Raw genomic sequence first — 24,246 nt, forward strand, 5'->3', positions numbered from 1 at the left:
GTTATCCTCACATCTGATCTGGCTGCACTGGCTCTTTTTTAACCACTGTGATTCTCCTACTGCAGCATCGCCAGCATATCAGTTTCCTCTTCAGTAAAGTCGCGCATTCTGGCGTAGGTATCGTCTAAATTCATATGGGCGGCATGAATTAACTTCAGCGGCAGATCGTCAAAATTACCGTCATTAATCTTATCCTGAAAATGGATCATATACCGCGCCAGATACAGCAAGGTGGCATAGGGCAACAGCGCACCACTGCCAGCGGGTTGTTGCTGCCATAAAATAGCATCGGCTATTTCGTTTGGAAATTTCCAGTATTTGGCCAGTTCGCTGCCGGCCATGGTGTAGTCAAATCCAAATAGCTCCAGCTGGGTTTTACGCCGCGGTGCCCCGCCTTCTACCTGTTCATCGATGGTTTTTGCCAGCGCGGGTTCCATTATATGAATAAGGTACTCACCAATACCATGCAGTAAGCCACAGGTGTAAGCCACTTCTGCATCAGCTTTATTTAACTTAGCCAGCCACTTGGCACGATTAGCCAGTTTAAAAGAGCGGCGCCAGTACGCAGCTAAATCAAAGGTGGCCGGGGCTTTAAAGCTGGAGACTAAGCCGATAGACAGCACCAAAGTACGCAGAGTATCGCGCCCCAACACCACCAGCGCGTCTTTCACCGAGCCTACTTGCCGCTGGCGGCCAAAGTGCACCGAATTGGCTAACCGCAGCACCTTGGCGGTAATCGCCTGATCACTGCTGATAATGGTGGCCAGCTTGTCAGCTGACACGTTGTCATCGTTCATGCTGGCAATAAGTTTTTGCAGCACTTGTGGAATACTGGGTAAGTTGGTGGCTTGTTCGATCATGTGCTGCATGGCGATAGGTTCCCACTACGTAACAGAAAATGCGAGGCTAACACTGAGCTTAATGGCTAGGCAAAAACTTCACAAGTGCCAAAGCACTGATTTGCCAACTCTGCAACTAAAGCGTCCGCTTTATTAAAACGGCAGTGAATGCTGCCGTAAGTACTGGTTGAGATCAGCTGCCACTGCCGGGCTGATATCCAGCGTGAAAGCCGCGATATTCTGCTGCAGCTGCGCCATGCTGGTGGCACCGATAATGGTTGAGGTTACACCATCAACCTGATTAACCCAGGCCAGGGCAAGTTGCGCAGCATCAACACTGTAGCTGGCAGCCAGCTCAATAAAGGCCGCTACCGCCTGGTTCGATGCAGGGGTATCACGAAATAGCCCGTTGCGCTGCAGCATGCTCCAGCGGCTACCTTCAGGCCGCTTGCCTTGCAGGTATTTGCCCGTTAAGGCGCCGGTTGCTAAGGGTGACCACGGCAAATAGGCAACATTTTCATGCACGCATTGCTCAATTAAATAGGGCCAGTCTTTGCTGTGCAGTAAGCTAAATTCGTTTTGCACGGAGACCATCCGCGGCAGCTTATGCGCTTTGCTCAGGGCCAGGTATTGGCTAATACCCCAGGGTGTTTCATTCGATAAACCACAAAAGCGAATTTTGCCGGCTTTAACGCAGCTATCCAATGCCTGCAACAACCCCAACATTTGCTCGGTTTGCTGTTGGCTATCAACCTCTGAAAACCCAATACGGCCGGGCAGATGCTTGCCAAAATGTGGCGATACCCGGTTCGGCCAGTGCAGCTGATATAAATCGATATAGTCAGTTTGCAAGCGCTGCAGTGAGCCGTCGACCGCCTGAATTAACGTTGCCGGGGTCATGTCGCTGCCACCACGAATATAGGCCAGGCCATTACCGGCCATTTTGCTGGCTAATACGATATCACTTCGCTTGTTGCTGTTGCGGCTAAGCCAGTTGCCTATTATTTTTTCAGTAGCACCATACGACTCGGCTGTCGGCGGTACCGAATACATCTCGGCCGTATCAATAAAATTAACACCCTGCGCCAGTGCACAGGCCAGTTGCTGATCGGCATCTTGCTGGGTGTTCTGGGTACCCCAGGTCATGGTGCCTAAACATACCCGCGATACCTTAAGTTCACTGCTGCCCAGTACTGAATATTGCATAAACTGTATGTCACCTTGTTATCTGAATTAATCTTAAACGACAGCTACGCCACTGCCCGCTAACATCTCAGGCCGATGCACTTGCTCGGGCACCACCGCTTGTGCCGCCATTTTTTGTCGGGCCAGTTGCTTGTCATCCGGATCAGGCGTTAAGCCTTGATGCGGTTGTTGCCGGCCGGTGTAACATAACCTGATTAGCATCGGAAAGTGATCCGAGCCAAAAGACGGCAATCGCTGCAACTGCATTAATGTAAAATGACTGCTATGAAATAAATGATCTAACGGCCAGCGCATAACAGGAATATCGGCATGAAAGCTGTTATACATGCCCCGGCCAATTCTTGGATCAAGCAAACCACTGATTTTTCTAAATAAACGGGTTGTTTCAGACCAGGCCACATCATTTAAGTCACCGGCGACGATCACCGGGATTTGCGCCTTTTTTACACTGGCGGCAACGATCAACAGCTCGGCATCCCGCTCGGCTGAACTGTCATTCTCGGTGGGGCTGGGCGGCGCCGGATGTAAAAAGTGCACAGCGATATGGCTACCATCACTTAACTCCACTTCGGCATGCACAGACGGCACGCCCTCCTCCACCAGAAACTGCAGTGCCGGGTTATGCAGCGGCAAACGTGAGTAAACATGCATACCGTACAAATTATCCAATGGGCATTTCACGCTGTAGGGGTAGCTATCGCTCAGCTGGTCCAGCTGTTGCTGCCACCAGCTGTCAGACTCTAACGTAACCAGAATATCAGGCTGGTGCTGACGTACCATGGCAATTAAACCAGCTGCGTTGCGGTTGGAAGTAAGTACATTGGCATTTAAAATAGAGATACAAGCACTGCTGCTATTGGCCGCAGTACTTTTCACTTCTTTTGGGAATAATGGTGTATACGGCAAGATCCACCAAAGCTGAAACATAAAGCAACCACAGGTTATCAGTAACATTGGCCATTGGCTAAGCTCAGATAGGTCAGCCAGCAGCAACTGCATTATGATAATAAGTAGCGCCAGCACCGTTAACTGCAGACGCGGAAAATCCAGTCCACGCACCCACCATGCATCATGTCGCCATAACGGTAGCAGGGTTAACAACGCAATCAGCAACGTTGCTAACCACAATCCAATAACCATTTATATATCCTGTTTTTTCCGGCAGCTTGCTACTGTAGGGGCTTCATTGCTAAAACACCAGTATTACCCGTTGCAGCAATAAAAACGCCACCCTAAGGTGGCGCAGTTAATAAACGTCAGGCTTACAGTGTTAAATCTTCCACCGGATAGCCCAGCGCTTCCAGCTCCGGGCGCAGCACAGCTGAATCGCCCACTACCACTATCACCATATCTTTCGGATCAAAGTGTTGTTTTGCTAACAGATTTATCTCTTCTTGACTGATGTTGGCAATGATCGCATTGCGTTGATCAACAAAGCCCGGAGTTAAATCATACTGTAAGATTTGCGCTAAAAATCCCAGCTTAGCGTTAGGTGTTTCATATTTTAACGCATCCCGCTGATTCAACGCCCGACGCATAAATGTCAGCTCTGGCTCCGTTACGCCCTGTGCACTGAACAGGCTTAGCTCGTCAATAAACTCTTTGACCGACGCGGCGGTGGCATCGGCCCTGACCGCCGCCGAGGCAACAAAGACGCCGGTAAAGCTATCCGCACTAAAGCCGGTGCGCGCACCGTAGGTGTAGCCTTTGTCTTCACGCAGGTTCAGGTTAATCCGGCTGTTAAAGTTACCGCCAATGGTAAAATTGGCCAAACCGGTTTTAAAGTACTCGCCGGTAATATCTTCGGTTAAACTGCGTTTACCAATCCGGATCTCAGACTGCGGTGAGTCGTCTTTGTGAACCAGATAAATTACCGAACCGCGGCTGGTGTCTGCCGGTACCTGCACATTAATTACCGGTGCTTTGCCACTAAACTGGTTTAATGGCGCTATAGCCTGTTGCAGCTCAGCTTTAGCTAAATCTGATACCACAATTAACTGGCCACCTGCAGGTTTAAAGTGGCTATGGTAATAGGCTTTCACATCGTCCAGGCTCAGGTTGGTGATACTGGCTAAGGTACCACCGCCGGGTTGACCTAAAATACTGTCGCCATACATCAGTTTACGAAACGCATTGCTGGCCAGATAACCGGCATTTTTTTCTGACTGCTGAATACCCTGTAAACGCTGCTGTTTTAAGCGCTGAAAATCATCTTCGTTAAAGGCTGGCTGTAACATTTTTTCCAGCAGAATAGCGATAGTCTGCTGCAGATTTTTGCTCAGGCTCAGCACATATAACTGAATATGTTCATCGCTGGCGCTGATACTGATATAACTGCCCAGCTTCTCCAGTTCTAATGCAATGTCCTCGCCACTGAAGTTTTTGGTATCTTCGTTCAGCATCGCCGTCAGCATGCTGCTTAAACCGGTTTTATCCGGGCTTTCGTAGTATAAACCGCTTTTCAGCTTCAACAACATGGCCGTGGTTGGGGTTTCATCACTGGCCGCACCTAACACCTTAATGCCATTGTCCAGGCTGCTTTGCCAGTAGGCTGGCACGGTGACTGCCGGGTTAACACCCGCTTGTGGTTCGACACTGCGATCAAAGGTATCCACTGCCCGGCGCACCTGCAAATCGTCTGCGCTGGTGGTGGATGGGCCACCAAAATCCAGCTCTTGCGGAGTAAAGTTATCGGTGTTGGCTATCAAATCCAGTTTGCCACGTGGCACCACCGACATCACCACTGAACCTTTGTTTTTCAGATAAGTGTTATAAACCCGCAATACATCGTCTTTGGTAACCTTGTTCACCCGGTTTAAATCGTTTTGCAGGTTATCCGGGTTACCCGTCAGGATTTGATTAATGGCTAACTGGCCTACTTTACCGGCCACACTTTGCAAGCCATATATGGTATTGGCTTCCATTTGTGCTTTTACTTTGTACAGGTCGTCATCGCTGACACCGCGCTGCTCAAATTCGGCCAGGCTGTCACGTAGCAAGGCTTCCATATCGGCCAGATTTTTGCCAGATGCCGGATGTGGCAACGCCAGTAAATTAAAGGTACAGGCCAGCTCGGCACAAGGATGATTAACGTTGGCTTGCACCGCAATCTGCGTTTTCACCAGATTTTTGTACAGAATCGAATTTTTCCCCCCGCCCAGAATTTGCGCCAGTACATCCAGTGCTGCTTCATCTTCATGACGCAGATATACAGTGGGGAAAGACATATAAATCAGCGGCAAATGCACGTTGTCTTCCATCGATATATAGCGGCTGCTGTCGAGCGATACCGGCTGCTTTGGCGCGGCCGTGACTTCCGGGCCGCGTGGAATACTGCCAAAATACTGCTGTACCAGTGGCAACACATCCTGCGGTTTCACCGCACCACCTATGGTTAAGGTGGCGTTGTTCGGGCCATACCAACGTAAAAAGAAGGCTTTTACATCATTAACGTTAGCGCGGTTTAAATCGTCCATATACCCTATTACCGGCCAGGAGTAAGGGTGGCCAACCGGATACAACGCCTGGGCTACCCGTTCACCCAAACGGCCATAAGGTCGATTATCTACGCGCTGACCGCGCTCGTTTTTCACGGTTTCGCGTTGTACTTCAAACTTTTCTTCGGTTACGGCATCCAGTAAAAATCCCATCCGATCAGCTTCTAACCACAGCATTTTTTCCAGCTGGTTAGACGGTACGGTTTGGAAATAATTGGTACGATCAGAGTTAGTCGTGCCATTTAAGGTGCCACCGGCTTCGGTCACAATCCGAAAATGTTCTTCATCGCCTACGTTTTCAGACCCCTGAAACATCATATGTTCAAAAAAGTGGGCAAAACCTGATTTACCCAGCTCTTCCCGGGCAGAACCCACATGGTAGGTGACGTCAACATGCACCAACGGATCGGAATGATCTTCATGCACGATAATGGTTAAGCCATTATCCAGCTGATATTTTTTATAGGGTACCGACACACCGTCTTTAAGTTGACTATGCACTGTGACCAAGGTTACCCCTTTTGGCAACTGTGGCGCAGCAGGTTGCTGACTGCAGGCGGCAATGCCCGCAGCCAGGCCCATGGCTAAAACAAGTTTAGTAAATTTCAAAACAGATTCTCCGGATTTTATTATTGTCATTATATTTACAAGCGTATCTTAGGTGTTACGCCGGGGAGAGTCATCAGGCCAGTCATATTTTGATACACTTTAACGGCCATTTGCGTTGGCCAGTATTATTTTTCGGTTGGTCGCTGCAACTGCAGCGCCAGCTGCTGCATCAGATACAGCGCTACAGGCGGATTAATTCCATATACGAAGCAACAGCAGTGCTAATGTTAAAACTGCTTGAACCAAAGCCGCTAAGCACTTAGCGTAGGCTAACGCAACCCGGAGCCTTATTCCGACCTTTGATAACAGTGCTACCAGCACCCAGCTGCAGGTATTAGCCCGGGCGTATTCTGCCACTGGTAGTGCGGACTATGCCGAAGCATTTTACCGGGGCTTGCAGTTGATTTTTCAGGCGCAGTATCCAAACGGAGGCTGGCCACAAAGTTATCCGCTACGCGGTGGCTATCATGACCATATCACCCTGAATGACGAAGTAACTGCCGATATTCTGAACCTATTACTGGATGTCAGCCAGCAAACAGGTGATTACGCTTTTGTCAGCGAAGCGGTTCGGCAACAAGCCCGCCAGCACTTTGAGCGTGGCATAGCATTACTGTTGTTGTTGCAAGTGGATACCGGACAGGGTTTAACCCTCTGGGCAGCTCAGTATCAGCACAGGACTCTTGAACCCGACTCTGCGGGTACTGCTGCCCAAGCCTGGCAGCCACCGGATCTGGCCACGGTTTGCCGAAATAGGCTCCAATAAAGCGCTGTTTGCTGATCGCGATGGTATCGTGCTTTACGACGTTGCCACGGTGTCACTGGAGCGACGTCTTGGTTACGGCTGGTATACCGATAAACCAGAACAATCACTCTCAATTTACACAAAATGGTTACAGCGCTGGCATGAGGTAAGGAGCCAGTAATCCCCAAAAAACTTTCTGCGCCGTTGCTTGGTTAAATTGTTAACGCCTGCTAGGCTTTAGCAAGTTAAGGATAAGCTGCTAAATTATATTACTTTAATGTAAATGGATATAATTTGGCAGGCATGCCGGACGCAGGGAGAGAACAGTGACAGTACTTATGCGTTTTTTATCGGAGTTGCGCCGGCGCAAAGTTATTCAAACCCTTATTCCTTTTCTTGGTATCATTTGGCTGTTGCTGCAGGTGATCGCCGTTGTGACTCCGCTATTAAATCTCAGCCCTTTTGTTGCCACCAGCCTGACTATTTTCCTGTTTGCTTGCTTCCCGGTGGTATTTTATCTGTCCTGGTATTTTGATATTACGCCGCAAGGTATCAAGGTTACTGAGGTCGATCTTTCAGATGAACAAAAGCCGCTGGGGTGGAAATGGTGGCTGGGTTTAAGCGTGGTAATGCTTGGCTCGCTAATGCTGGGCCTGCATTATTTTGATAGTGCCCGTACCGACTTTGCCAAACGCAGCGAAGGCCTGGTAAGCAGCATTAGAGCCAGTTCTATTGCGGTGCTGCCGTTTCGGGATCAAAGCCCTGACAAAGACCAGCACTATTTAGCAGCCGGCATTACCGAAGAGCTGACCAGTTTATTAGGTCAGGTTGCGGGTCTGCAGGTTGCCTCAGCCAGTGCTGGCTTTGGTTTAGCCCGGCAAAACATGCTACCGGTAGATATTGCCAGACGCTTACAGGTAGAAACCCTGCTTACCGGCAGCGTGCATAGCAGCGGCAACCGGCTGCGCTTAAGAGTGGAATTGGTGAATGCCGCCGATGGCATGACCCTGTGGTCAGAGAGCTTTTCGCGCGAACTGACCGATATTTTTGCGATTGAAACCGAAATAGCCCGGGCTATTGCGAACCTGCTGCAACAGCGTTACTTAGAAGCTGGCAGCCTGACTAACCTGAATCATACCGCCAGCAGCGACGCTTACCTTATGTATCTGCGCGGCCGCGAGCAATACCGGCAACAAACGAACGAATCAATCAAAGATGCCAGGCGTTTATTCGAGCAGGCCTTAGCACTGGATCCGGAATACGCCATGGCCTATGTCGCGCTGGCTGATACCATTATTTTGCTGGCCGAAGGTAGCGCCAGTTTTGGCGTATTAAAGGCCGATATTGCCGCCACATTGGCAGAACAACATTTAGCCAAGGCGTTGCTAAGAGCGCCCGGACTGGCAGAAGCCCATGCGGTAAGAGGCGTGCTGTTATTCTACCTGAAGAGAGATTCTGATGCAGCCCTGCCTGCTCTGAATAAAGCGCTAAGCCTGAACCCCAGTTTAGCACAGGCCCATTTGTGGCGCTTTGCGGCGCTGGAGCAACTAGGCCGCAGCCAGGATGCCTGGCAAGCGCTGCAACAAGCCAATCGGCTGGACCCTGTTGCCATTACTCATCAGTACAACCTGGCCTTTAAACTGGCCGAACGCGGCGAGCTTGCCGCCGCCGAGCAGCAATACCGGCAATTAATCGCCGACTTTCCCGATTCGCCCATGGGTTATCTCGGTATGGCTGAATTAACTAACCAGACTACTGCAGGTCCAGCGTTGATTCTGACGACCATCGAGGCCAATAACCTGTTCGGCGGGCTCGATCAGCAACTTCAGCAACACATTAGCGCTTTAGGCTGGCTGCCGCCTCCTGCCCGCTGATGTTCACTGGCGCAACTTGAACACACTGGTATCAATGCTGCGCTGCATCACCACTTGCAGCAACACCGTTTGGTGCGGCATAAATACCCAATCAATATTATCTGGTTCAAGCTTTAAACCGGCGGTGTCGGTAGCGGCAACACTGGCGTAACCCACTGGCTGACGTGGCGGTTTGTAATGCGGCTCAGCATTAAAGCTGATATACAGCTTGTTCATATTATAGCGTTGGCGCAGCTCAGTAAGGCTGGAGAGGTTAAAGTACAATGTACGATAGGCTCCATTGTCACTATAGGCATGCACACCACATAAAAACTGCTGGTATAGCTGCTGCTCAAATTTTTCGTCCTTTTTACCAGTACGGTAAAATTCGACAAAATAATCCCGCACGCTATTGGCCAGATGATCGGTTAGCTGACACACCACCTGACTGCGCTGCGGGCTTTGGCTGGCAACGGTTGGGTCAAGGGCATCAATTTGTTGCTGCCAGTTAAAACTGTCGGCCAGCGCCTGATAATCACTATCTTCTACTTGCAGGGCTTTGCTCAGAATAGTTTTGGTAAGCGGATTTTTCGGCCCTTTATCTTTAAATACCAGGGTGCTGTGGTTTTCTTTATCCAGAATGGCCAGCGCAATCTCGCCTTTGCTCTGGCTGTAACGCAAACTACCAGGCAACACGCATTGCTGTTCATCCAACGCCAGTTCAACCCGGCTGCAATTAAGATTTGCGCCGCTGATCCGCACTGTGCCGTCAGAACCAGGCTCGTTGGCAATAGCACTGACGCCGGAGTAACCGGTGTTGCCCGTCATCACGGTGGCCAGAATTTTACCGGCACCGTACCAGCTTTCCGCGCCAAATAAATCTTGAAATGCCAGTTGCTGAGTATAAGGTGACGCCAGTTCAAGACCTTTTAAAATCTGAGTACCTGTCTGAAAGCCTGGCTGGCCCCAGCCTTTTACTGCCCGGCCAAAGAAACTACGACCTTTGTGCGCCAGATGCGAGCCAAAATTAGCCGGCGCCATCATAATAAAGCGTTTAACCGGGTTATGGCTGGCACTGTAAAACTGAGTAAGCCATTGCCGCGCTACCAGCGAGCCGGTGCTGTGCACCACAATATCGACACTGCGATCCTGGGTAGGTAACCCCATCTCGTGCCAGGCGCGCTGCATGGCAGTGGCTAAATCGGTGTAGGTAACATCGTCGTGCATCGACAGCCAGTCGGCCAGATGCAAATGTACGGTTTTTTTTGCAGGTATTTGGCGGATAAAGTTGCTTATCGTATTGAACGAGCGGCTGTTATCACTCCAGCCATGTAAAATGACCACCGGGTTGCCCATAACGTCTTCCTTATAACGGTTTGGAAAACCAGACAACAGCTGCCGGCAGGCAGAACTTGGCTAAATTAGTGAAAGCCATCACAGTATAGCAAGCTTTAATAACTCTGCGCTGCCAGAAACGTTTTAATAACCTTTTGCTTTTAAATATTCCAGCGCAGCAACAATAGCCGTTACCTGCGCCTGAATACATTGCTCCGGGCTGGCAGTGGGGCTGTCTGGATACACCTCTGTGGTAGTGACATAGGGTGCCTCAGTAATACCGCCACATAAACCCAGTGCTTTTTTCGGGTAATTGACCACGCCAGGCTGGCTGACCGGCTCGCCAATTAAACAGCCATTCGCATCTGCCGGGGCAATTTGGGTAACCTGAGCAACCGCCAGGTTAATTGCTTGCTGAAAATCCGCCGCAGGTTTAGCGCTGTCGCCGACTAAATAAAAACCATCGGGGATATCCCAGTTGGTATTCACTTCACCATCCCGCGCCGCTTTGGCCGGCCGGAATTCACTGTTATCTGAATCTGTGGTTTCATGCAAATCAATGTGGGCCAGCACCGGCAGGGGTAGTTGTTTTAAAAAACCAACCACGGCAGCGGCTTCCGCTACCTGGCTGGCGGCGCTAAAGTTGCGGTTAGGGTCCAGTGCCAACGGGTTCCAGCGATTAATGGTTTCATAAGCCCATGGGCTGATACAAGGCAGTACCAGCAAATTAAAGTGTTGGCTATACTGGCTGGCGACTGTTTGTAAAAAGCGGACAGCCCCCTGCACGCCACTGGTTTCATAACCATGTACCCCGCCAGTAATCAGTACCGTTACTTTGTCAGCAGCCAAACCATTACTAAAAGCATACAGCGGATAACAACCTGCCCCATATTGGCGATAATCCAGCTCACCATATTGCTGGCGCTCAAACTCTGGCGCTACCTGCTCAAGCGCAACCAGCACCTGCTGCTGATAACTGCGCTGGATAGCTTGCCTGGCCAGCCACTGCGCTTTTTCTGCGTCACGCCAGGACTGTCCAGCTACGCCAATAGGGTATGAGGTATTGCCACTCATAGTCGATTTTACTCCTGGTTAGCTCGTTTTGTTGCCGTTACTATATCAGAAGGGAATATCCAGCTGAATATTACCGCCACCAAACTGCAGGTTATGTAATTTAACGCTGGGGTTAATCACCAGCCGGGCTCCACTACTTTGCTGTAATCGTATTGTGATGTTCGGGCTGATTTTAGCCAGCAGACCACTGTCTTTCAGTGGCTCGTCGGTAAAACGCTGCAGTTCGCCGCGCACGCTGGCATACCCCAGATACAGGGTAGGCCGCAGGCTGACAGTGTTGCTGTATTGCCAGTGCAACCCGGCATAGCTATAAAGTTCTCGCCGATACTCAGCCGGTTCAGCGCCAGCGGCGAAACGGCTGTCCCGCTCGTTCAGGCTCAGCGCATGGATGCCGTACCAATAGCTTAATGCTGCCGGGGTTGCCTGTCTTAATTCAACACTTAACTGGTAGTACTGGCGCTGCAGCGTTTGGAATGCCGCATTGGCTGCCAGCTCGTACTGCTGTCGTTTTACATAGTTACCCTGCCCTTGCAGCGTCAACTCAAATTCAGCGTTTAAGAGCCAGTTCCAGCCAAGACCCATTGCGTATTGCTCGTTGCTGTAAGCTAACTGCTGTTGGCTGTCACTAAACTCGGTTTTTAAATTAATATTGGTAAAACCATATAGCTGTTGCCGGCCCAACTGCCAGCCGCCACTGAGGTATAACGTAACAGGTTTTGTCTGATACTGGTTCTCGGTGTAAGTTTTACTGTTATACACCACATCAGTTAGCACCAGCGCCGACTTCAGCCAGCTGCCATTGGTAAAGGCCTGGTTTACCTCAAATTGCAAATCGAGCAGATCTTTGGCACCAGCCACATCGCCCCACAGGCTGTATTCAGTGCCGGTAGTCTGGCTACGATACCCCATACCAATTAGCTGGCGATCATAGCGCCCATCTAAATCTTCCGCACGGCTTACCCTGACTCCTGCAAAGGCCGGGAAATCAAACTGCACGGTTTTCTGAAAAACAGAATGCACATAAAACTCACGACTGCGGGTACTGCCGCCAGTGCCATACCAGCCGTCTTGCTGCCACAAGGGAGCAAAGGGTTGCAGCGGCAGGGGGCTGAAACTCAGCCGTTGCAGAAAACTTTCCAGATTGTAATCGAAATCCCGCCCCTGCAATTGTTGCAGTCGAAAAGGTTCAGGGCCGAACCAACCCAAACTGGCTTTAACCTCAGGTGAAAACGTTATGGCGATTAACAGCATAACGCCGATTATTTTATGCATACGCGCCCTTTCCTGAAAATTAACCAGCTTAGCGTACTCGCCGCGAACTGCAACCCCACTGCAGCCGCCAGCTATACATTCTAATTTGTAGGACAAACCTGCCGCTATTATCCAATATCCCTGCTGGCCAGAGTTGGCTACAGTACCTTTATAGCATCGCTGGCTGAAAGCAGCTGGGTAAACAATTTGCTGGTAACTTAATCAGCTACATACTTCAGGAGCTTAAAATGGGTTTACTGGTTAACGGTAACTGGCAAGATAAATGGTATGACACCGATAGTACCGATGGTGAATTTAAACGCGAAAACGCACAATTACGCAACTGGGTTACCCCGGATGGCAGTGCCGGTTTAACAGGCAAAGCCGGCTTTAAAGCGGAAAAAGACCGCTATCATCTGTATGTGTCGCTGGCCTGCCCCTGGGCTCATCGCACCCTGATTTTTTTACAGTTAAAAAACCTGACAGATCACATCAGCGTATCAGTCGTCAGCCCCGACATGCTTCAATATGGCTGGGAGTTTGCTAAAAACAACCACAGCAGCGGCGACAACCTGTTCAATTATGATTATCTGTATCAGGTGTATACCCGTCATCAGGCCGATTACAGTGGCCGGGTTACCGTACCGGTATTGTGGGATAAGCAACAAAACTGCATTGTCAGTAATGAGTCGGCAGATATTATCCGGATGCTGAACTGCGCGTTTAATTCTCTAACCGGTAATAACGACGATTATTATCCATCTGATTTGCAAGAACCAATAAATGAAATAAACGAGCTGGTTTATAGCAATATCAATAATGGTGTTTATCTGTGTGGCTTTGCGACCAGGCAGCAGGCCTATGAAACAGCGTATCAAAAGCTGTTCGCTGCATTGGATCAGGTGGAGGCGAAACTTAGCCACAACCGCTATTTAACCGGCGAGCGCTTAACCGAGGCAGACTGGCGCCTGTTTACCACCTTAATCCGGTTTGATGCGGTGTATCACGGCCACTTCAAATGCAATAAACAACGGCTGGCCGATTACCCTAACCTGGCTGGCTTTACCCGCGAGTTGTATCAATGGCCTGGGGTAGCGGCAACGGTTGATTTTTATCATATTAAGCGCCACTACTATTATAGCCATACCATGATTAACCCCAGCCAGGTGGTGCCGGCGGGTCCGGATATAAATTATCTGGCGCCACATCAACGGCAAAATATGTTATCAGCCGCTGAATAGCGGATAATAGTTTACCAGGCTTGGCGCTAAACCAAGCCTGGCTTTACAGCCAAAATAGCGCCGCTTATTTAATTAAATTGTATTGCTGCGCGGCGGTGTCTGTTTGTAAGCCGAAATGGCCCAGGGCATAGGTATAGGTTGCGTTTTCACCCCAAATACGGCTGCTATGCACGCCATAAACCAGACAGCTGCCGGTCGAGCAAACTATTTGATCAATGTTACTTTTAATTGAATACACTCGTTGGCCAAACCGCACACCGTAAATACTGTCTAAAAATGGGCTGGCCACAGATAAACCGGCACTGCCACAGGTCGAGTTCCAAACATTAAACGGATAAACACCACAACTGAGCAAGCCACGAAAAGCACCGGCTACCCCAACAAAGGCATCCACACGGGAAGCCACACCCAGTTTACTAATCTGTTGTGCTGCCAGCGTCGCGCCCATCGAGTGACCGATAACATCTATTTTACCGGTACAAGAGTTATTCAATGCCGCCGTAATCGCATTGCGCACCGGCGTCTCTTCAGTGCCACTGTGATCATTGCAGGCCGCGCAGGTTTTCGTGCCCCAATCGGGTCGGTAAATATCGGCCGTACGATACCCCTTGCTGCGTAAATAATTATAGGTGTTATCCCAACTGGCTGGACTGGCGGTATTACCATGCACCAATACCACCGCATCAACACAGGCGAAGCCTTTGCCGGTTAATAATAGTGCCAGGCTGGCAGTAATCAGCAGTAAGGATCTTTTAATTGTTATCATCAGTAACTCCTTGGTTAAGTCACTGACAACATAGACAGCTGGTTAAAATTCAACCATAACACTTTAGTGCTAATGTAGCGTTACAACGTATCTTACCTGGCTAAAAAGCGGAACCTGGCTGCTTTAAGCATTCATAGTTCACGTTGCTCTGCTGTTATTTGCTATACTGGCGGCGTTTATCTTTACTAACATACAGAGTGACCAATGCGCTTGTTAATCCGTTTATTTTTTCGGCTAGTCCGGCTGATCCTAACGCCCTTTATGCTCATCACTGAGTGGCTAACTACCCCAAAAGCTATTAACCGCAGCCCGGAGCAGCTGGCCGATGTTAACGCTGCCTGCCAGCAACTGGTATTGTACCAGTTTAGCGCCTGCCCCTTTTGTATCAAAGTGCGCAAAGAAATGGCAAGGCTGGGGCTTAATGTTGAAAAACGTGATGCACAATACAACAAGCAGTACCGCGAGGAACTGGCAACCTCTGGCGGTAAAATAAAGGTACCTTGTTTGCGCATTGAAAACTCAGATCAACCAACACAATGGTTGTATGAATCGTCAGAGATTATCGGTTATCTGCGCCACTGTTTTGATAACGAAAAACGTAGTAGCTAAACGCATTCAGCGAGTCAGGATCACCAACACGCCACTCCAGTCCAGGCCCCGGCTTTTACCAGCCTGGGGCGCTATTTCAACGCCGCAGTAAAACCCGAGTAGCGGGATCTTTGCCTGATTTAACAACTGCTGTACTGCCATTGCATCTTCCTGGCCAGCATCATCCGGGTCAAATTGTGCTACCCGGCCGGCACAATCCATATACAGCGCGAACACAGGTTGCTTGCCATCCCGGTTGATTTGTTGCAATAAATCCTCGGTACTGGCTTGGGCTGAGGCCCTGCCCAACGCAGGGCTGCGACGCATCAGCTGCACTTGCATCCCTTCATGCATATCCGGTTCAAACAGGATCAGCCCTTCATCATTGGGCAAAATGCCACTGATCAAACGATTACTGAAGTCATTTTCAGCCGGCTGCTGCGAAGCCGATTCTGCGGGGATCCCGAGGCAAAGCTGGCTAACCGGCGTCTGCTCACGCCAGCATTTACTACCAAAAGCCTGATCAATCACCGCAACTGCAGGTTTGCCGTCCAGGGTATATAAAAACTGACCAAAAATGCCGGTAATGCTGTAATAACTTGCAGACAAAGGCTTACAGCCGTGCATCACCCCAATATAAGGCGTTAAATTGCCTCCAAACAACAATGCGGTAGCACTCTGCTGGTTAATACTTTTGCCACAAAATTGCTGGGTGTGGCTAAAATGATAGTCTCCCAGCAAGCCAGCCCCGGCAATCGGTATGGCGCCGGTGATATGACGCTCCAGCCCCCGCAGTAAAGGCGCCGATGGATTCATTAAGGGAGCTTGGTTTTCTGAACCGGAAAATTTTATTGAATCATAAAAAAGCAGCAATAAACTGGCATCAGGCATCACTGGCAGCGCCTTACCAAGCTGCTCACCGGCATTGAAGGGACTGTTAAATAAGCCGCTTGCCACTGCCATCTGGCAATAATTATCCTGAAACTTTATTACTGCAACTGCGGCAGGGTGGCCTTGATAAGTTAAATGCTGGTTGGTGATCACACCGACGGCGGAACCACCAAAAATATTTACCGTAAACCCCAACACAGCACGCAAACCGCGGTAAAAGGCATGGTGATCCAGCGCACCACTGCAAAACGCCAGCACCAAATCAGCCTGGGAAAAAGCGGCATCCAGCATGGCATTTTCAGCAGCTTGCTTACCTGCCGCAAATGCGTCTTTAGTATTACTGTATCCTAAACCAACGTCCATATTGCCTCATTATTGCTGCGCCAGTACAACATGGCTGCGCTACCGGCAGTGGTTACTCCAACCACAGAGTCACGAATATTACACCGTTTTAACCATGGCAGAAATACGCGGCATAGCAAGATTTCTGCTTTTTCGGTTAAATTGTTATAGTGACACTGCCATGCGGTACGGGTACTCATTTAAATGGATAAACAAATGCGGTTGATCATTATTGTTTCGCTGCTGTTTCTGGCAGGCTGTGCTGCTCCATCACCGCCTGCCAACGATGCAGTGGCGCTGCCGCTGAGTGCAGCAGAGCAACTGGCGCTGGCAGAGCAAGCCGGCCAGCACTACCTGCAATGGCCAGAACAACGCAGCAGCCGTGCCGCTGTCAATAACCGGCGCTTATTTACCAGCTGGCAGGGCCAGGGTATGTTGCTGGTTGATATGGCACAAACTGAATCAGCGGTAGTGGCTGTTAACGACCAGCCGATTACCCTGAGCAGGCCAGCCCAGGGCAAACCGTTTAAAATAGATATTAGCGCCTACACCCGGCATGGTGCCAACCAGCTACGGTTGGTGTCAATCCAGCCCGCCACTGCTCAGCTTATCCTGGCATTACCCTATCCAGAACTGAATGCGTCGCCAGCGCTGACGCTTGCGCAGCAGCAAGGTTTTGCTAAAGTAGATCAACTTATTGCCAAAGAAGTTGCCGCAGGTTTCCCTGGTGCGGTGTTGCTCGTGGTAAAAGATGGCCAGATCATTAAAGAAACCGCATATGGTTACGCACTACGTTATCAGCAAGATGGTACTGAGTTACCCGCTCCTGAGCCAATGCAAACAACCACCCTGTTTGATATCGCCTCTAACACCAAAATGTATGCCACCACCTATGCCCTGATGCAACTGGTGAGCAGCGGCATGCTGGATATTAACCGGCCACTGACCCATTACCTGCCAGAATACCAGGGCGATGGCCGCGAGCAACGCCTGGTAAGTGACCTGTTGCATCACACCAGTGGCTATGCGCCCGAAGTGCATTTTCACCGGCCTGATAACAGCAACGGCCCACTGTTTTACTCGCTTAGCAAAGAGCAAACCGACCAGTTGCTGCTTAAACAGGTTCCCTTTGTCAGTAACCGTGGCAACATTGCCCGCTACAGTGACATTAACTTTATGTTGTTAGCACTCTTAATAGAACGGCTAACCGCGATGCCATTAGATCAGTATCTGCAGCAACAGTTTTACCGGCCACTGGGTTTAAACAATCTGATGTTTAAACCGCTGCAACGCGGGGTTTCACCCAGCCGTATTGCCGCCACAGAGCTCGATGGCAACAGCAGAGGTGGCAGAGTCAGTTTTCCGGTTAACCGGCAGGGCGTGTTGCGCGGCCAGGTGCATGACGAAAAAGCCTTTCATGCGCTGGACGAGGTAGCGGGCCACGCCGGGCTATTTGCCAGTGCCCGTGACTTAGCCGTATTAATGAGTGTTGTTGCACAGCAGGGTGGCTATGGCTGGCAACGGTTTTTCAGCCCGGCCACAGTACAACAGTTTACCCGGCCATCGAGCTATGATCACCGCTTTGGCCTGGGTTGGCGTACCGCTGCCGGGGGCGACTTAACCTGGCACTTTGGTGCCTATGCCAGTGATTATGCCTTTGGTCATACCGGCTGGACCGGCACGGCCACTCTGATCGATCCGGCACACAATCTGCTGGTGGTGTTGCTGACCAATAAAAAACACAGCCCTGTTATCGCCAATGGCGATGGCTACCAGTTTATCGGTGATAACTTTGAAACTGGCCAATATGGCAGCATTATGACCCTGGTTTACGAAGCAATATTGCAATAAAAATAGCCATCAGGGTTAAGCAACGCTGTCAGCACTTAAAAACTGCAATTCGGCCAGTTGTTGGTACAGCGGGCAGTTCCGCATCAACTCACTATGCTTGCCGCTGGCGATAAGCTGGCCTTTATCCAGCACCAGTATTCGATCAGCATGCAGCACCGTCGTCAGGCGATGGGCAATAATTAAAGTGGTTTTGCCCTGCATCAGCTGCTCCAGTGCTTGCTTGACGTAATACTCACTGGCCGCATCAAGCGCACTGGTCGCTTCGTCCAGCAACAACAGCGGCCGGTCAGCTAACATGGCGCGGGCTATCGCTATGCGTTGTTTCTGGCCGCCCGACAAGCGCACGCCACGCTCGCCCAGCTGGCTCTGATAACCGTCAGGTAATTGCTGAATAAACTCATCGGCGCAGGCGGCTGTACAGGCCGCGATCACCTGCTGCACACTGGCCTCTGGCCTGCCATAACGCACGTTTTCCAGTACCGTATCAGCAAAGATCACCGCGTCCTGAGGCACCAGTGCAAACTGGGCTCGTAATACCGCTGGGTCAAGGTGGCTGATATCAACGCCATCCAGCAAGATGCGGCCTTCTGGTAAATTATAAAAACGCTGCAACAACTGGAACAAGGTACTTTTACCGGCACCGCTTGGTCCCACCAGCGCCACCCGTTCACCGGGCTTGATTGCAAGGTTAAGCTGCTGCAGCACGGTTTGCTCTGACAGGCCCGGATAATAAAAACTGACCTGCTCAAATACCAAAGCCCCGGCAACTGGCAGGCAAAGCAGTGCCGGTGTCGCTGGGACAGCGATGTCAACGGGCATCTCGGCCAGTTCAATCAGCCGCTCAGTGGCGCCAGCAGCGCGCTGAATTTCACCAATCACTTCACTAATGGTGGCCACGGCACCCGCCACTAAGACGGCATAAAATAAAAAGGCGGTCAGCTCACCGGCACTCACCCGGCCAGCCAGCACGTCGAGGGCGCCGACCCAGCCCACTAAGGTAATGGCTGTGATGCTCAGCAGCATCACCAGGCCAATTAACAACGCCCGGTAAAAAATCCGCTGCTTGGCCGCACTCATTACCTGCTCAATTTTCGCGGCAAAGTGTTGTTGATCCTGTGCTTCGTGGCCGTAAGATTGCACGGTATGAATTTCATGCAGGCTTTCATCAACATGGGCACCAATATCGGCCAGTCGATCCTGACTGGCACGCGCCATCCGGCGCACCAGCTTGCCCAAAATAAAAATAGGTACCAGCACCAACGGCACCGCCACCAGCACTAATGCGGTCATTTTCAAACTGGTAAAAGCCATCATCAGCAAGCCGCCAGTAGCAGTAACCGCCGAGCGCAGGGCCATCGACAAACTGGAACCCACCACACTTTGCAGCACTGTGGTATCGGCAGTAAAGCGCGAGATCACCTCACCGGTGCGGGTTTCGCTGTAAAAGGCCGGTGACAGCCGGAGCATATGCTGATACACCCTATTGCGAATATCGGCACTGACCCGCTCGCCCAGCCAGGTCATTAAATAAAAACGGCAAAACACCGCTGTGGCACTAATGGCGGTGATCAGTAAAATCATTAGCATAATGTTGGTAAGCCGGCCAGGGTCGCCGCTGCCAAAGCCGTCATCAACCAGTAAGCGTACTCCCTGCCCTAACGCCAGCCAGGCTACAGAGCCAATCAGTAAAAACAACATAGCGGCCAACACCCGCCAGCGGTACGGCTTTAAAAAGCTCGCAACCCAGGGCAACACTGTTGTGACATCTGGGCGGCGCTCAGCGGGTGCTGTTGACAATGGATACTCCTATTAATTTGCTTGTTGTTGGTATAGCTGAACCCATTCAGTAAGTAACCTTACACCATAGCCATTCGCTCCCTCAGGGTGTATCCCTTTGGCGCTGTCACTAAAAGCATCACCGGCCATATCAATATGGGCCCAGGGCGTGTCACCTGCGAAGTGTTTCAGAAAAATAGCACCGGCCTGCGCACCGGGCGAGCCGGTATTAATCCGATCAGCTATCCGGCTTTTAGTGATAGTTTCATAACCGGCTAAGGGTAAACGCCATACCCGCTCCTGCACTAATTCCCCGGCTTGATGTAAGGTTTGTTCAATATCACTATGCTCAGTAAACACCGCAGAATACACACTACCCAGCGCGCCCACTTTGGCACCGGTTAAGGTGGCAATATCAACAATAGCCCGCGCCTTTAAATGTTCACGGGCATACCAGATCCCATCGGCTAAAATTAGCCGGCCTTCAGCATCGGTGTTACCCACTTCAATGGTACTGCCATCGCCAGCAGTCACCACATCACCCGGCAGCTGCGCATCACCAGAGATCATATTAATCGACAAGGGTACCACGCCAACCACATTCACCGCGGCTTGTTGGCCGGCTAACGCCTGAATAGCGCCCACTACCGCTGCCCCACCGGCTTTATCCGTTTGCATTCTTAAGATAGACGCCGCTGCTGTTTTCAGATTATAACCGCCGGTATCAAAGGTATTACCTTTGCCTACCAAGGCTATCGGCTGGCCTTCGGCACCCGGCCAGTGGGCAATTAATAAATGGGCTTTTTTATCGCTGCCCTGGCTCACGCCATATAACGAGCCCATGCCCAACGCTTTTACCTGCTCTGGGCCTAAAATTGTCACTTTTACCCCAAGCGGCGCCAATACCTCATGGGCATAGTTGGCAAAGGCCTCAGGGTAACCATTGCTCCCCGGTAAATTGGTTAGCTCGCGCGCGGTAAATACCCCCTGCGCCAACGCATGTAACTGCTGATACCGCGCCTGGCTGGCTGCCACATCAGCAACCTGCCAGCTATATTGCTGTGCCGGGCGTGCCTCAGGCTTAGATTTAAACCGATCAAAGCGGTAATTACGCAGCTCCATACCATGTGCTAATGCGGTACTCATTGAGGTGTTAAGCGCAGTATCGCTGATAAGCTGGCTATTCACGTGCACCCGTTTGGCTGAGGTGGCATTAACATGAGTACTCAGGCTCGCCCCAATTTCTTCCGCTTTTGCCCGGCTTAATTTTGCTGGCTCACCCACGCCTAATAACACGATACGGCCATAATCCAGGCCAACCGGCGCTATTATCTCCAGCTTGCTGCCACTTTTACCGGTAAACTCTGCAACCTGAATAGCCCGGTTTATTTGGGTGCGACTGGCTCTGCTCCACTGGGTTAAATTCAGTTCGCCACTTTTTTCTGGCACCAACAGTACCAATATGTCGGCTTGTTGCTGACTTTGACTAAACTGCACCTTCGTTTGTAAAAACGGTTGTGGCGTGATGGCCAGTGAACTAAAACTGATTAGCGCTGCCGCGCACCAAAGCAGGGGCTTTTTCATGCTATACCTCATGTTCTTATAATCTGTCATGGCTTACCAATGGCAAATGCCAAGGTCATTTAAGTTCGCCTTCGTAAATATCATACCTGCAGCATACCGGATATGGTTAATCGATAAACCCTGGCAATTAACCGATAAGTAACCTTAATACCACCAATGGCAGACTCCGGCTCAGAAATTTCTTAAGAACCTTTGCTGCGCTTTATGGCAACTTTAACCAAAGTTGCTATGCTCAATTTACAATAAGCGGGTTTAGCAGTGACAGTGTCTGCAAAATCGATAAAAAACATGGTTGTAGAGGTGTGAAATGGGTTTTTGGAACACCGTAGGTGGACGCTTACTAAGCATGCCTTTACTGGCGTTGGTTGGCTTTTTAATCTTAGGCACGGTAGCGCTGAATGCGCTTAGTAACAGCCTGACCGAAGGACGTGAAGACCGGGTGGTAGCCATCATTGACAGTGGTATGAGCTTGATAAAACATTATCAGGCACTGGAGCAACGCGGTGATATAACCAAGGAGCAAGCGCAACAACAAGCTATGGCTGCCATTAAAGCTATTCGATACGATGGTACCGAATACATCTGGATAAATGACACCAGCCGCCCCATTCCAAAAATGATAATGCACCCCACCGTTCCCAGTCTGGATGGCACCATCCTCGACCGGCCAAATTTTAACTACGCTACCTTAATGCGCAACCGCGATGGCAGTGAACAACGCAGGTTAGACAATGCCAATCTGTTTGTCAGTTTTGTTGAGGTTATTGGCCGCTACGGTGACGGTTTTGTTGAATATCAGTGGACCAAACCATTAGCCGGTGGTGGAGTGACTGACGAACGTTATACCAAATTATCCTACGTCGCCAAAGACGATAGCTGGGGCTGGGTACTGGGATCAGGTATCTACATTGATGACGTTAAAGCTGCATTCTGGGCGATTGCAGTGCAAGTTGGGCTGGTTGCTCTGATTGTCATTATTCTGACTATTGGCATTTCTTTGTTTATCCGACGCTGGTTATTACATGCGCTGGGGGGGGAAGTGGCTAATACCAAGCGGCTGGTACAGCAGGTTGCAGCCGGTGATTTTTCTGTCAACTTTGCACTGCGCCCCGGCGACACCGACAGCTTGCTGGCAGCGCTTAGCGGCCTTATCAGCCAGTTGCGGCAAATTATCGGCCAGCAGTCCGCTATGGCAGAGCAACTGGCGGCACAGTCGCAAACTTTGGATGAAACCAGTCAGCAAACTCAGCAAATTTTACAAAGTGTAATGGATCAAACCGCACAAGTTGCCACCGCCGTCCATCAGATGGCGACCACCTGCGACGATATGGCGCGTAGCGCCACCACCGCAGCCAAAGCAGCCAGAGATGCTGATCATGAAGCCCAAAATGGCGTAACAGCGGTTGACCAAACCATTACCGCCATAGATGCCCTGAAAATTAAGCTCGAACAAGTATCTGAAGTGATTGCCCACTTATCAAAACGCGGCGAAGAGGTGGGTGCAGTCACCGATGTTATTGGTGCAATTGCTGAGCAAACCAATCTGTTGGCGCTGAATGCCGCCATCGAGGCAGCCCGGGCCGGCGAGATGGGTCGTGGCTTTGCGGTGGTCGCCGACGAAGTACGCACCCTGGCCAGTCGTTCGCAGGCTTCTACCCAGGATATCAACCAACGCATTCAGGGCATCCAGCAAGATTCTGCCAATGCGGTGGAATCCATGGCGCAAAGTACAACCGAAACCGAACAAACTATTGCCTGCTCGCAGCAGGCAAGTGCCGCACTGCAGCGAATTAATACTGCAGTATCCAGCATTACCGATGTTAATGATCAGCTGGCCAGCGCCACTGAAGAGCTGGCAGCGGTAGCAGGCACTATTAATCAGAATATGGAAAATATCGCCGACGCAGTGCAAAGCACCACTGGGAAATCGGCTGAGTTATCAAGCGCCAGTCAGCAATTAAGGCAAATGGCCACCGATATGAAAAAGTCGCTCAGTGGCTTTACTGTCTAATTCACATTGCCAGTTACTGCGCCGGGCCTTACTGGCCCGGTTCAGTTAATCAGCCAGTGCGGCAGTTAACGCCGGGCCAAAGTGAATAACAAGCTCTACCCGACGGTTAGCCGCTTTGCCAGCAGCCGTTCTATTGTCAGCAATCGGCTCTGCCGGGCCCCGCCCTTCTGCCGCTAAGGTTTCCAGCGGCAAACCCTGCTGTAACATAAAGGCCATCACCTGCTCTGCCCGCTGCTGTGACAATGTCTTGTTATACGCCAGCTGGCCACTGCTATCGGTATGACCCAATACGGTAAGCTGCTGATAGCTTATATCTTTTAATGATTCTGTCACTGTCACTAACTGTTGTTGCAACTCGTCACTTAACCTGGCGCCGTCATGGGAAAAAGCCGTGATGCCGGGAAAAGACAATTTCAGCTGGCCATCAGCCAGCACTGACGTTGTTAAGCCGCTGACAGGTTGCAGCCTGGCAGTCAGCAAGGTTTGCGGGTTAACTGCTGCGGCATTAACGGCAGCCGGCTCTGCATTATTGTTACTGGTACTGACACAACCCGTGGTCAGTAACACCGTTAAAGCAGTGGCTATAAGTGGTAAAGTGCGCACAATTGATACTCCTGTATTCAAATATGTTAATGATCGACTGAAATTCCCCACAGGAAAAACAGATTAATGTTAATTATTGCGCGCATTCTAAAGCTTTATCTTAACCAAATAAACACTATATTTAATATTGCAGCAAATAGCAGACCAATCAAGCGAGGCTGGCTTAACACTAACCACAGCCAGC

At 50.5% G+C, this 24,246-nt stretch carries 19 protein-coding genes; 7 read left to right on the forward strand and 12 right to left on the reverse strand.

The window, feature by feature from the left end; translation table 11 throughout:
- Window positions 1–56: 56 nt before the first annotated feature.
- From WG68_RS08975 to WG68_RS08990, 4 genes are all read right to left on the reverse strand, one after another.
- Window positions 57–869, reverse strand: coding sequence for an HDOD domain-containing protein (locus WG68_RS08975; protein ID WP_083981842.1), 813 nt, complete (start codon window positions 867–869; stop codon window positions 57–59).
- Window positions 870–992: 123 nt separating this feature from the next.
- Window positions 993–2,045, reverse strand: coding sequence for an aldo/keto reductase (locus WG68_RS08980; protein ID WP_046557347.1), 1,053 nt, complete (start codon window positions 2,043–2,045; stop codon window positions 993–995).
- A 33-nt stretch (window positions 2,046–2,078) separates the two neighbouring features.
- Window positions 2,079–3,185 (reverse strand): endonuclease/exonuclease/phosphatase family protein, encoded by a 1,107-nt coding sequence (locus WG68_RS08985; protein WP_046557348.1) that lies wholly within the window; start codon window positions 3,183–3,185, stop codon window positions 2,079–2,081.
- A 122-nt stretch (window positions 3,186–3,307) separates the two neighbouring features.
- On the reverse strand, window positions 3,308–6,151 hold the full coding sequence (locus WG68_RS08990) for a M16 family metallopeptidase (protein WP_046557349.1): 2,844 nt from the start codon (window positions 6,149–6,151) through the stop codon (window positions 3,308–3,310).
- Between the two features lie 289 nt (window positions 6,152–6,440).
- Between WG68_RS08990 and WG68_RS08995 the strand changes: the two genes are divergently transcribed.
- The 3 genes from WG68_RS08995 to WG68_RS09000 all read left to right on the forward strand — a co-directional run bounded on the left by WG68_RS08995 (window position 6,441) and on the right by WG68_RS09000 (window position 8,770).
- A complete protein-coding gene (locus tag WG68_RS08995) occupies window positions 6,441–6,917 on the forward strand; it encodes a pectate lyase (protein ID WP_083981843.1) in 477 nt (158 codons plus the stop codon).
- Window positions 6,835–7,077, forward strand: a complete 243-nt coding sequence (locus tag WG68_RS20020) for a pectate lyase (protein WP_161796361.1) — start codon at window positions 6,835–6,837, stop codon at window positions 7,075–7,077. The genes WG68_RS08995 and WG68_RS20020 overlap by 83 nt, the downstream gene beginning before the upstream one ends.
- A 145-nt stretch (window positions 7,078–7,222) precedes the next feature.
- Window positions 7,223–8,770 (forward strand): tetratricopeptide repeat protein, encoded by a 1,548-nt coding sequence (locus WG68_RS09000; RefSeq protein WP_152663065.1) that lies wholly within the window; start codon window positions 7,223–7,225, stop codon window positions 8,768–8,770.
- A 3-nt stretch (window positions 8,771–8,773) separates the two neighbouring features.
- Here the strand turns inward: WG68_RS09000 and WG68_RS09005 are convergent, their stop codons facing one another.
- The 3 genes from WG68_RS09005 to WG68_RS09015 all read right to left on the reverse strand — a co-directional run bounded on the left by WG68_RS09005 (window position 8,774) and on the right by WG68_RS09015 (window position 12,430).
- Window positions 8,774–10,105, reverse strand: coding sequence for an esterase/lipase family protein (locus WG68_RS09005; protein WP_046557350.1), 1,332 nt, complete (start codon window positions 10,103–10,105; stop codon window positions 8,774–8,776).
- A gap of 123 nt (window positions 10,106–10,228) precedes the next feature.
- On the reverse strand, window positions 10,229–11,158 hold the full coding sequence (locus tag WG68_RS09010) for a M14 family metallopeptidase (RefSeq protein ID WP_046557351.1): 930 nt from the start codon (window positions 11,156–11,158) through the stop codon (window positions 10,229–10,231).
- Window positions 11,159–11,203: 45 nt separating this feature from the next.
- The gene (locus WG68_RS09015; RefSeq protein ID WP_046557352.1) at window positions 11,204–12,430 is read right to left on the reverse strand and encodes a hypothetical protein; all 1,227 of its coding nucleotides are present in this window, start codon (window positions 12,428–12,430) and stop codon (window positions 11,204–11,206) included.
- Between the two features lie 227 nt (window positions 12,431–12,657).
- On the opposite strand from WG68_RS09015, the gene WG68_RS09020 reads away from it, so the two are divergent.
- Complete coding sequence (locus WG68_RS09020; RefSeq protein WP_046557353.1) at window positions 12,658–13,650, forward strand: glutathione S-transferase family protein; 993 nt, start codon at window positions 12,658–12,660, stop codon at window positions 13,648–13,650.
- A gap of 64 nt (window positions 13,651–13,714) precedes the next feature.
- On the opposite strand, the gene WG68_RS09025 is transcribed toward WG68_RS09020, so the two are convergent.
- A complete protein-coding gene (locus tag WG68_RS09025; RefSeq protein WP_046557354.1) occupies window positions 13,715–14,416 on the reverse strand; it encodes an alpha/beta fold hydrolase in 702 nt (233 codons plus the stop codon).
- 204 nt (window positions 14,417–14,620) lie between these two features.
- Here WG68_RS09025 and WG68_RS09030 point away from each other — a divergent pair, with 204 nt between their 5' ends.
- Window positions 14,621–15,025, forward strand: a complete 405-nt coding sequence (locus tag WG68_RS09030; protein WP_046557355.1) for a glutaredoxin family protein — start codon at window positions 14,621–14,623, stop codon at window positions 15,023–15,025.
- Between the two features lie 6 nt (window positions 15,026–15,031).
- Here the strand turns inward: WG68_RS09030 and WG68_RS09035 are convergent, their stop codons facing one another.
- Window positions 15,032–16,258, reverse strand: coding sequence for an FIST signal transduction protein (locus tag WG68_RS09035; RefSeq protein WP_046557356.1), 1,227 nt, complete (start codon window positions 16,256–16,258; stop codon window positions 15,032–15,034).
- A 183-nt stretch (window positions 16,259–16,441) separates the two neighbouring features.
- Between WG68_RS09035 and pbp4b the strand changes: the two genes are divergently transcribed.
- Window positions 16,442–18,088 (forward strand): penicillin binding protein PBP4B, encoded by a 1,647-nt coding sequence (pbp4b, locus tag WG68_RS09045; protein ID WP_235357706.1) that lies wholly within the window; start codon window positions 16,442–16,444, stop codon window positions 18,086–18,088.
- A gap of 15 nt (window positions 18,089–18,103) precedes the next feature.
- On the opposite strand, the gene WG68_RS09050 is transcribed toward pbp4b, so the two are convergent.
- Window positions 18,104–19,885, reverse strand: coding sequence for an ABC transporter transmembrane domain-containing protein (locus tag WG68_RS09050; protein WP_046557358.1), 1,782 nt, complete (start codon window positions 19,883–19,885; stop codon window positions 18,104–18,106).
- A 12-nt stretch (window positions 19,886–19,897) separates the two neighbouring features.
- Window positions 19,898–21,448, reverse strand: a complete 1,551-nt coding sequence (locus tag WG68_RS09055; protein ID WP_052749031.1) for a leucyl aminopeptidase family protein — start codon at window positions 21,446–21,448, stop codon at window positions 19,898–19,900.
- Window positions 21,449–21,755: 307 nt separating this feature from the next.
- Here WG68_RS09055 and WG68_RS09060 point away from each other — a divergent pair, with 307 nt between their 5' ends.
- Complete coding sequence (locus tag WG68_RS09060) at window positions 21,756–23,459, forward strand: methyl-accepting chemotaxis protein (protein WP_046557359.1); 1,704 nt, start codon at window positions 21,756–21,758, stop codon at window positions 23,457–23,459.
- A gap of 45 nt (window positions 23,460–23,504) precedes the next feature.
- On the opposite strand, the gene WG68_RS09065 is transcribed toward WG68_RS09060, so the two are convergent.
- Window positions 23,505–24,062 (reverse strand): OmpA family protein, encoded by a 558-nt coding sequence (locus tag WG68_RS09065; RefSeq protein WP_052749032.1) that lies wholly within the window; start codon window positions 24,060–24,062, stop codon window positions 23,505–23,507.
- Between the last annotated feature and the right edge of the window lie 184 nt (window positions 24,063–24,246).

This window comes from Arsukibacterium ikkense (genome assembly GCF_000987775.1).
Lineage (GTDB): Bacteria > Pseudomonadota > Gammaproteobacteria > Enterobacterales > Alteromonadaceae > Alishewanella > Alishewanella ikkense.

Coding starts and splice junctions, on each gene's coding strand:
- WG68_RS08975 (WP_083981842.1), bottom strand. CDS start 869: ATGCAGCACATGATCGAACAAGCCACCAACTTACCCAGTATTCCACAA.
- WG68_RS09010 (WP_046557351.1), bottom strand. CDS start 11,158: ATGAGTGGCAATACCTCATACCCTATTGGCGTAGCTGGACAGTCCTGG.
- WG68_RS09025 (WP_046557354.1), bottom strand. CDS start 14,416: ATGATAACAATTAAAAGATCCTTACTGCTGATTACTGCCAGCCTGGCA.
- WG68_RS08980 (WP_046557347.1), bottom strand. CDS start 2,045: ATGCAATATTCAGTACTGGGCAGCAGTGAACTTAAGGTATCGCGGGTA.
- WG68_RS09015 (WP_046557352.1), bottom strand. CDS start 12,430: ATGCATAAAATAATCGGCGTTATGCTGTTAATCGCCATAACGTTTTCA.
- WG68_RS09020 (WP_046557353.1), top strand. CDS start 12,658: ATGGGTTTACTGGTTAACGGTAACTGGCAAGATAAATGGTATGACACC.
- WG68_RS09035 (WP_046557356.1), bottom strand. CDS start 16,258: ATGGACGTTGGTTTAGGATACAGTAATACTAAAGACGCATTTGCGGCA.
- WG68_RS09030 (WP_046557355.1), top strand. CDS start 14,621: ATGCGCTTGTTAATCCGTTTATTTTTTCGGCTAGTCCGGCTGATCCTA.
- pbp4b (WP_235357706.1), top strand. CDS start 16,442: ATGGATAAACAAATGCGGTTGATCATTATTGTTTCGCTGCTGTTTCTG.
- WG68_RS09060 (WP_046557359.1), top strand. CDS start 21,756: ATGGGTTTTTGGAACACCGTAGGTGGACGCTTACTAAGCATGCCTTTA.
- WG68_RS09005 (WP_046557350.1), bottom strand. CDS start 10,105: ATGGGCAACCCGGTGGTCATTTTACATGGCTGGAGTGATAACAGCCGC.
- WG68_RS09055 (WP_052749031.1), bottom strand. CDS start 21,448: ATGAAAAAGCCCCTGCTTTGGTGCGCGGCAGCGCTAATCAGTTTTAGT.
- WG68_RS08985 (WP_046557348.1), bottom strand. CDS start 3,185: ATGGTTATTGGATTGTGGTTAGCAACGTTGCTGATTGCGTTGTTAACC.